Source organism: Nostoc favosum CHAB5714, from assembly GCF_020829495.1.
Taxonomy (GTDB): Bacteria; Cyanobacteriota; Cyanobacteriia; order Cyanobacteriales; family Nostocaceae; genus Nostoc; species Nostoc favosum.
Map to the genome: position 1 here is coordinate 1 of NZ_JAIVFQ010000181.1, position 6,897 is coordinate 6,897.

The window sequence follows — 6,897 nt, forward strand, 5'->3', positions numbered from 1 at the left end:
TTTGGTTAATTTGATGGCTGGTTTAACTGCTTATACCTATTTGCCTAAAAAACCTTCGATTGATATTTACCCAAAAGATTTGCCTGCACTACCTCCTGCTATTTTTTAGTTCCGTCGAACTCACGTTCTATTAGGAACTATTTCATCCATGCGCGTGAAGTTAGCATTAAAATGTGTAAACATCATATTTGGGGGTAAAAAATATCTGACAAAAAAGAGCGAAATTGGTTGGTATGTTTTCTACGGCTTGTATTAGTCGCCTATCAAGCATCAAAGCCCAAAGAAATTTCTAAAACTGTATGAAATGCTACTTATTACCAATTTAATTGGTAGGTATTTTGTACTGAACAAATGCTCTGTTTATTGAAATTTGGGGCTTTTGAGCCAAAAAAGCGGCTAAAAAGCAACCACCCGCAAAAATAATTTGCGCTTGGCAAGCAAATTTGCAATATCTGTGATAGTCTTTTTATATGGGGAATCAAGACAGCGAAAGCACAGTCATGTCGTCAAAGAGAAATGATATAAACTCCTAGACCAGACTTTCGCCTTGGCAGATGCAATGTTTAAATCCGCTACGGCTTTTTGAAACTAAGAGACAAAGCCAATGAAGCAGGATAGTGACCTCCGTAATAACTTGAAGTCGATTAGAACTCGCTTAGGCATGAGCCAACAAGATTTGGCTAACATCGCCAATGTGACTCGTCAGACTATTAGTGGTGTAGAGTCGGGACAATATGCTCCCTCAGTAGCCATAACACTTCGCTTGGCCAAAGCGCTTGGCTGTCAAGTTGAGGATCTATTCTGGTTAGAGCGGGATTTACCTGAAATTGAAGCAGTTCTTGCCAAACCTGTTCCTAATGGTCAGCAACTGCGAGTTAGCATGGCTCGTGTGGGAGGACAATGGATAGCTTATCCCTTGATTGGCAAGGATGCTTTTCGCCAAGACATGATTCCGGCTGATGGTGAGGGTAAGACTTGCACAGGTACAAATAAAATTCGAGTCCGTCTTTTAGACGATAATCTTGACACACTTCACAACACAGTTGTGATTGCTGGTTGTGCACCTGTAATTTCACTATGGGCAAGAGCCACCGAACGCTGGCATCCCCAACTGCGAGTCCAATATAACTTCGCCAATAGCATGGCTGCATTGCACAGTCTATGCAGAGGTGAGGCGCACATCGCTGGGATGCATCTGTACGATCCTGAGACTGGTGAGTATAATACTCCCTTTGTTCGAGATGTTCTGGCTGGGAGGGAAGCAGTTCTGATTACCCTTGGTGTCTGGGAGGAGGGACTTTTATTAAAGTCTGGCAATCCAATGGGAATTAGAACAGTTAGTGACTTAGTGGCAGGGGGAGCGACTATTGTCAACCGCGAAATAGGTTCTGGTAGTCGGATGCTTTTGGAACAAACACTCCAAAAAGAGCAGATACCGTTCGATGCTGTTCAGGGTTTTGACAATATACTCAAAAGTCACCAAGATGTTGCCCAAGCTGTAGTCAGAGGAGTTGCCGATGCAGGTATGAGTACGGCATCTGTAGCTACCGCCTTTGGGCTGGGATTTATCCCTTTACATCGGTCACGATATGATTTGGTGATTTTCAAGGAATATTTAGAAGAAGCACCTGTACAGCAGTTGCTCAGTACTTTGGGACATCGAATGGTTCACTCCCAATTTGAAATTCTCGGCGGTTACGATATCAGCAAAATCGGGGAAGTTGTAGCGACTGTTTAGAGTGGATTGCAATGGTTGGTTGTGTGGTTAAAGGAAAACTTGGCGTAAATTTAAATCCTGCTGCAACCACTCTTTAGGTATGAGCAACCTTCAGGGAATTACAACAAATGATAATGCTAAATTCGTAATACTTCGCCAAATGCGAGAAGCAAGCTACATAATTCGTAATTCGGGTTGAATTTGATCCTAAAAAATCTTTTAAAATGGAGGTAATCGAATAGCCAATCTTAACTTTTATTTGTTTCAAACTCACTGTAATAACACTAATCTCTCAAGGTCTACACAGCAACATTAATACTTTAATAGTCTAGTTCGCATTTTTGTTTTCTCCTTCTCTAACCTAGTTGGTATTTATGTTTTAGGGAATGGCAAATTATCTTGATCATTCCCTTTTATTCAATCCTTTAGATACACGGTTAATAAATGAGAATTGTATAAAACCTTTTTGACACTCACCTAGCACCTAATAACTTCTACTTATTGTCACCAAACAAATGAATGCCACCCCAGGAAAAATCAACGATTCACTCAGTGACTCCAATTCTGAAGATGCTCCTCAGCAGCAGAAACTGCATAAAAAAAAGTCCTCCACACAATTACCCCAACCTGGAACTACTCAAGGGAGTTGCGCTTTTGATAGTGCAATGATTACCCTAGTACCAATCACTGATGCTGCTCATGTAGTTCACGGGCCAAGCGGCTGTGCTGCCAGCATTTGGGGAAGTTATAACAGTCTCTCCTCTGGTTCGATGCTGTATAAGATACGTTTTAGCAGGGACATCGATGAGAACGATATCATCTTCGGTGGAGCCAAAAAGCTGTACAAAGGCATTTTAGAATTAGAAAGACGCTATAAACCTGCGGCAGTATTTGTTTACTCCACTTGCATCACCGCCCTGATTGGGGATGACATCGAGGGAGTTTGCAAAGATGCTACTGAAAAAACAGGAATACCCACTATCCCAGTACATTGTCCTGGATTCATTGGGAACCAAAATTTGGGCAACCGTGTCGCTGGTGAAGCGTTGCTAGAACACGTTATTGGAACAGCCCAACCAGACACTAGTACACCTTATGACATCAACCTATCTCACTGCTAGGATTCCATTTCTAGACATTAATCAAAAACGCAATCATGCCTATGCAGGGTATATAGGAATTTTAGAAGTAGCACGAGAACTGTATGCTGCTTTTTACAACCCTGTGTGGGAACAAGTATACCAGCTAGCCCCGTGGTCAGCTCTTGAAGTAGAAAATTCTCCAAAGGAGAACATTTGATGGCAATTATTAGCGTTACGAGTACATCTGTTGCAGTTAATCCCCTGAAGCAAAGCCAAACTGTGGGTGCAGTTTTAGCCTTTTTGGGATTGAAGGGAATCATGCCTTTATTACACGGTTCTCAAGGCTGTACTGCTTTGACTAAGGCAGTATTAGTACAACATTTCCGTCAGGCGATTCCCCTTTCCAGTACGGCGATGACAGAAGTTGCAACCATTTTGGGTGGCGAGGAAAGAGTTGAACAAGCAATCTTGACTTTGGTGGAGAGATCCAAACCAGAAATTATCGGTCTTTGTAGCACTGGACTTGTGGAAACCAGAGGTGATGACATGGGGCGCTTTGTTAAGGAGATTCGCCACCGTCACCCAGAATTGGATTATTTACCAATCGTGCTTGTCTCTACACCGGATTTCAAAGGTACATTACAGGATGGCTTTGCTGGTGCAGTTGAGAGTATAGTCAGGGAAATTCCTCAAAAAAGCTCCAAGCAAGACGCTTGTCCTACACAAATCACTATTTTGGCGAGTTCTGCCTTCACACCAGGGGATGTACAGGAAATTAAAGAGATTGTCACCTCTTTTGGACTCCTACCTATTGTTGTACCTGACCTTTCTGGCTCACTAGATGGTTGTATAGAAGATTCCTCTAGTGCCATTACAGCTCATGGTACTACATTGGCACAGTTGCGCTCAATAGGCAGTTCTGTATTCACTTTGGCGCTAGGCGATAGTATGCGGGCTGGGGCGCAAATTTTGGAGCAGAGATTCAATATACCTTACGAAGTATTTGGTGAACTGACGGGGCTAGCAGCAGTAGATAAATTTCTGCAAGCATTGGCGGATATCAGTGGTGTCACCGTACCGGAGAAATATCGTCGTCAACGTCGTCAGTTGCAATATATGATGTTGGAAAATCACTTTTACTTTGGGTGCAAGCGAGTTTCTTTGGCGCTGGAACCAGATTTACTTTGGTCAACAGTTTCTTTTTTGCGATCGCTAGGAGTTGAGATTCACTCAGCGGTGACAACAACACGCTTTCCTCTGTTAGAAAAACTGCCGATTAAGAGCGTCACTATCGGTGATTTGGAAGACTTTGAGCAACTGGCGGTTGGGTCTGATTTACTAATTACCAACTCTCATGGAGTAGCGATCGCTCAACGCTTAAAAATTCCTCTCTATCGTCAAGGGATTCCCATTTTTGACCGCTTAGATCATGGTCAATTTACCAAGGTTGGCTATCGAGGTACTATGCAAATTTTATTTGATATTGGCAACCTGTTTTTACAGGAGGAAACAAAGGTTAAGCATTAATACAGACCCAATTCCAACTGTTTATCACATTATTACCAATAATATTGGTAATAAGTAGCACAAGATACAATCTTGCCGATCAAGTTCAGCTTTGATAATTAGTATCAAGCCGTATACGTCCATTAGTGAATATACTAAACCTGAGTTCGGGTTAAGCCAAAAGCTAAAAAGCTTATTATGTAAGGATTGAGCCAAACTCTAAGTGTTTAAAGAAGCGATTAAAGTTGAATCATTTTGTCAATAAGGTTCACAAATGAGACTAATCTCAACAACATGGCTTATTGATAACAAGTTAAACCGGGGCTTTGGAGCAAACAACGAGAAATAAGGGGTTTTGAGGATTTATTATCCCGAACTCAGGTTACTAACCAATGTCAGCAAGCTAGGCGCGAGCTTCTGCATTGACTCAAATTAAGTCTTCTTCATGAATCCAGCACAGCTAAAAAAAACAACTGCCAAAGCGAGTCGTGTTACAAGAAAACTTCGCTGCCGTTTTGACTTTACAGAATCTGTCATTACACCATCTTTGCTTACTTGGTTCGAGGTGATTGGCTACACAGTTTTATTAGAGCCAGATATTGCTTTGGGTAAGCATCAGATCGGGCGCAGTAGTTATAGAGAGGTGGTTTTGTATCAGCGCCTCCATGACGCTTTGCAGAAAATTAACCCGAAAAAACCGCATGAGGCGATCGCCGCAGCTATCTATCAGGTTACTTGTACAGAGAGTTCCGACTTGCTATGATTTCCCGACTTTGGGTGCAACTACAAAAGTGCTTGTTGCGCCATCTATTCAAAGATGGCGTGATGAAAACACGCAGGAGAATTGTATTTTTTGACTAATAATTCTTAATCCCTAGTTATTTACTATGAATAAATTCCCCCTTCCCGCAGATGATTTGCCTCCAACTGGAGCACCTCTACTTAACGAGTTATTCTACAGACAACTAGAAGAAGCTACTTGCAGGCGATTTTATCAAGCCTGCGGCCCAATTATGCGAGTTTTATTATCAAATTGTCACTGGTATTTCAAGATAAATACTAGTCCTCTGATGTTACTCATTATCTGTTATGACATAGAAAGTTATCTGCATATAGTCGATGCTATTCCCCAGTTCATCAAAAAGCTGAAGCAGTTTTCCAACAAAGCCAAAATTCACCTTTTTTCACCAGATTATAAAGGAGAACCTTGGGAAATCGAGATTGAAGAAACATCAGATGATGAAGCCTAGTCAAACAGGTGAATAGGCGAAAATTTGGTATTAACCAAGGCAGTAGTATTTCACTTTTTTTAGTGCTTACCCATACGCCCACGATTGGGCGTTTCTATGCCAACAATGCAGCGCAAAACCAGGCTTCGTCCATTGCTCCCGCTTCCACAGCAAAATATATTGCCATTGGAATTGTTTGCGTTTGTCCTGGGATATTGCCCGCCAGCATCAACGTGGCACCAAATTCACCCAAAGCACGGGCAAAGGCGAGAGTTGTAGCCGCTACAATTCCGGGCAGTGCTAGAGGTAGACTGATGCGCCAGAAGATTGCCACTTCCGTTGCACCAAGAGTTCTGGCTACCCGCAAAAGATTAGTGTCAATCTGTTCAAACGCTCCCAATGCAGTTTTATACATTAATGGGAAAGAAACAATTGTAGCTGCGATCGCTGCACCATACCAGGTAAAAACGATACTGAAGTCTAAAGGCTCCATAAGTTTACCTACAGGGCCATTTTTACCAAAAAATAGCAGCAGTAAAAAGCCGACAACCGTGGGGGGTAAAATCAGAGGAGCAACAAAGACACCCTCAATCAAGGATTTACCTTTGCCGCGATATCCCAGCATCCAGTAGGCAGCCCAAATGCCAAGGAAGAAGGTAATAAATGTTGCAAGAAATGAAGTTTTAAGTGATATCCAGAGGGGCGATAAATCCAGTGGCATAGTTTTGTGGATAAGAACGGTGCTTAAGGGCTAGTTTGAGTAGTGCGTTGAATCCTCAACCAGCCTTGTCAAAATTTTTCTGGTGTTAACTACCAGCTACCGTAAATCCCTGTTTTTCAAACACAGTTTTGGCTTCATTGCCCGATAAAAATTGCACAAAATCCTTAGCGGCATCGACATTTTTACTGCTTTTGAGAACCGCGATCGGATAAACGACGGGAGAATGGTTTTTTTCAGATGCAGTTGCTACAATTTTTACTTTTGGCGTACTTTTAGCATCTGAAAGGTAGACGATCCCAGCGTCAGCATTGCCTGATTCTACGTAATTGAGAGCTTGACGAACGTCTTTGGCATAGACGGCTTTGCTTTTAACGGCATCAAGAATTTTTAATGAAGTTAAGAAAAACTGGTAAAAAATCACATATTAACACTTAGAACTGACTGTTACCAACAACTGTGCCGATATAGACTAGTTCCCGGTGCAAAACTCCAAACCTTTATGGCAACAGCTATAGATCAAATATAAGCGCACCCATCCAAAACTTAACTTCTTAATTTATAGTACTTTTGAACTAAATATCTCCTCAGAGCAATCAAGGATGCGATCGCCTTCACAGGGCCTTGTCGGCGTTTACTCTTATA

Annotated in this window: 6 protein-coding genes and 3 pseudogenes; 7 read left to right on the plus strand and 2 right to left on the minus strand. The window is 42.0% G+C overall.

From position 1 onward, the window contains the following. The 7 genes and pseudogenes from LC586_RS43330 to LC586_RS39020 form a co-directional block, all read left to right on the plus strand. Positions 1–109, plus strand: a pseudogene (locus LC586_RS43330) (IS982 family transposase); the annotation flags it as partial. A gap of 495 nt (positions 110–604) precedes the next feature. Beyond that, on the plus strand, positions 605–1,738 hold the full coding sequence (locus LC586_RS39000) for an XRE family transcriptional regulator (RefSeq protein ID WP_229491161.1): 1,134 nt from the start codon (positions 605–607) through the stop codon (positions 1,736–1,738). Between the two features lie 494 nt (positions 1,739–2,232). After that, a pseudogene (locus LC586_RS39005) lies at positions 2,233–2,826 on the plus strand (nitrogenase component 1); the annotation flags it as partial. Next, the gene (locus tag LC586_RS43335; RefSeq protein ID WP_438822969.1) at positions 2,813–3,016 is read left to right on the plus strand and encodes a hypothetical protein; all 204 of its coding nucleotides are present in this window, start codon (positions 2,813–2,815) and stop codon (positions 3,014–3,016) included. The pseudogene LC586_RS39005 and the gene LC586_RS43335, both read left to right, overlap by 14 nt. Then, entirely contained in the window at positions 3,016–4,326 is a 1,311-nt protein-coding gene (nifN, locus tag LC586_RS39010; protein WP_229491162.1) for a nitrogenase iron-molybdenum cofactor biosynthesis protein NifN, read from the plus strand. Before LC586_RS43335 ends, nifN begins: the two co-directional genes overlap by 1 nt. A gap of 424 nt (positions 4,327–4,750) precedes the next feature. Then, positions 4,751–5,068: a hypothetical protein gene (locus LC586_RS39015; protein WP_229491163.1), complete on the plus strand. Its 318-nt coding sequence runs from the start codon at positions 4,751–4,753 to the stop codon at positions 5,066–5,068. A 124-nt stretch (positions 5,069–5,192) separates the two neighbouring features. Further along, a complete protein-coding gene (locus tag LC586_RS39020) occupies positions 5,193–5,555 on the plus strand; it encodes a hypothetical protein (protein WP_229491164.1) in 363 nt (120 codons plus the stop codon). Positions 5,556–5,664: 109 nt separating this feature from the next. Here LC586_RS39020 and modB read toward each other — a convergent pair. Both modB and modA read right to left on the minus strand, forming a co-directional pair. Further along, positions 5,665–6,255, minus strand: a pseudogene (modB, locus tag LC586_RS39025) (molybdate ABC transporter permease subunit); the annotation flags it as partial. 85 nt (positions 6,256–6,340) lie between these two features. Next, complete coding sequence (modA, locus tag LC586_RS39030; RefSeq protein WP_309143436.1) at positions 6,341–6,676, minus strand: molybdate ABC transporter substrate-binding protein; 336 nt, start codon at positions 6,674–6,676, stop codon at positions 6,341–6,343. Between the last annotated feature and the right edge of the window lie 221 nt (positions 6,677–6,897).

Coding starts and splice junctions, on each gene's coding strand:
- nifN (WP_229491162.1), top strand. CDS start 3,016: ATGGCAATTATTAGCGTTACGAGTACATCTGTTGCAGTTAATCCCCTG.
- LC586_RS39000 (WP_229491161.1), top strand. CDS start 605: ATGAAGCAGGATAGTGACCTCCGTAATAACTTGAAGTCGATTAGAACT.
- LC586_RS43335 (WP_438822969.1), top strand. CDS start 2,813: ATGACATCAACCTATCTCACTGCTAGGATTCCATTTCTAGACATTAAT.
- LC586_RS39015 (WP_229491163.1), top strand. CDS start 4,751: ATGAATCCAGCACAGCTAAAAAAAACAACTGCCAAAGCGAGTCGTGTT.
- LC586_RS39020 (WP_229491164.1), top strand. CDS start 5,193: ATGAATAAATTCCCCCTTCCCGCAGATGATTTGCCTCCAACTGGAGCA.